General features: G+C 71.4%; 1 pseudogene. It reads left to right on the top strand.

What is annotated here, in order from left to right:
* A pseudogene (locus JAO81_RS41490) lies at positions 1-1,027 on the top strand (hypothetical protein); the annotation flags it as partial.
* Positions 1,028-1,274: the final 247 nt, after the last annotated feature.

The following is a 1,274-nucleotide window of genomic DNA, read 5'->3' as shown; positions in this document are numbered from 1 at the left end:
CCCGGTCGACTGGACCTACACCGTCACCGAGCAGTGGTACGACGCGCCGGGCCGTTCCTATCCGATCCTGCTGCCCTCCGATCCGGACGAAGTGTCCCTGCCCGCCATCGCACCCGCCTCGGAGGCGGAAGCCGGCGATTACCTGATCGTCACGGGGCCGCGCGGTCCGCAGGGCGAGCAAGGGCCGCAAGGCCCCCAGGGCGTCCAAGGCATCCAGGGCCTTCAAGGTGAAGAGGGCCCGCAAGGACCGCAGGGTGAGCGAGGCGAGCAAGGACCCCAGGGGGAGCAGGGCATCCAGGGAGAGCAAGGCCCTCAAGGGCCGGCCGGCGCCACTGGCGCGCAGGGTCCTGCCGGCGCTGATTCCACGGTCCCCGGCCCGCAAGGCGACCCCGGGCCGCAGGGTGAAACCGGACCTGTTGGGCCGCGCGGCCCGCAGGGCGACACCGGTCTTGCCGGGGCAACTGGGCCCGAGGGGCCAGTCGGTGCTACCGGGCCCCAAGGTGCGACGGGCCCGCAGGGAGACACTGGTGCGACCGGTGCGACGGGGCCTCAGGGTGATCCCGGCGCGAAGGGCGACAAGGGTGATCAGGGCGCCCCGGGTGTGGTGCGGTCCGTCAACGGCCAGTCCGCCGCGGACATCACCCTGACCGCTGTGAACGTCGGGGCCCTTGCCGCGAGTGGCGGCACCGTGTCGGGCGCTGTGGTGGTGGGTGCCGGCGGCCTGGAGATCAAGGGCGCCGGCACGAACACGTTCCGGGTCCGCAACCTCGCCGATACCGCTGATGTGTTCAAGGTGCACTCCAGCGGCTACATCACCGCCAACCCCTACCTGTTCGCGCAGTCCAACCTGGTCGTCGGCTCCACCGTGCATACCGAAGCAGGCGGCGGAACCGGCGTAATCGGCATGGTCGACGCCCACACACCACCCGCGGCGAACCCGTCCAGCGGCGGAATCCTCTACGCCGAAGCAGGCGCCCTGAAATGGCGCAGCGCCACCGGCACCATCACCACCATCGCCCCCGCCTAAAAACAGGCGGCCGGCCGCAGCTGGCCCAAGTGGATGTGCTGCGGCCGACTCACCAAACCCCGGATGTTCAGGCGCCCCTGTCAGTCCGGGGACGGTGGCAGGCCACGAGCCACAGCGTGCGTGGAGGACCCCTGGCCAGCCACCGAGATCACTATTACCGGAAGCGGCGCAGCTCGCATCTCGGCAACCGGCGGGTGTGCGCCCCGGGTTCGGCCGTTGGCACGTCTGCCCCGGGCGCCCGACGCGG

The sequence above is a fragment of the Streptomyces sp. N35 genome, from assembly GCF_016464295.1.
Lineage (GTDB): Bacteria > Actinomycetota > Actinomycetes > Streptomycetales > Streptomycetaceae > Streptomyces.
The sequence above is the reverse complement of the archived record's forward strand: the minus strand, read 5'-3'. Positions and strand labels throughout refer to the sequence as shown.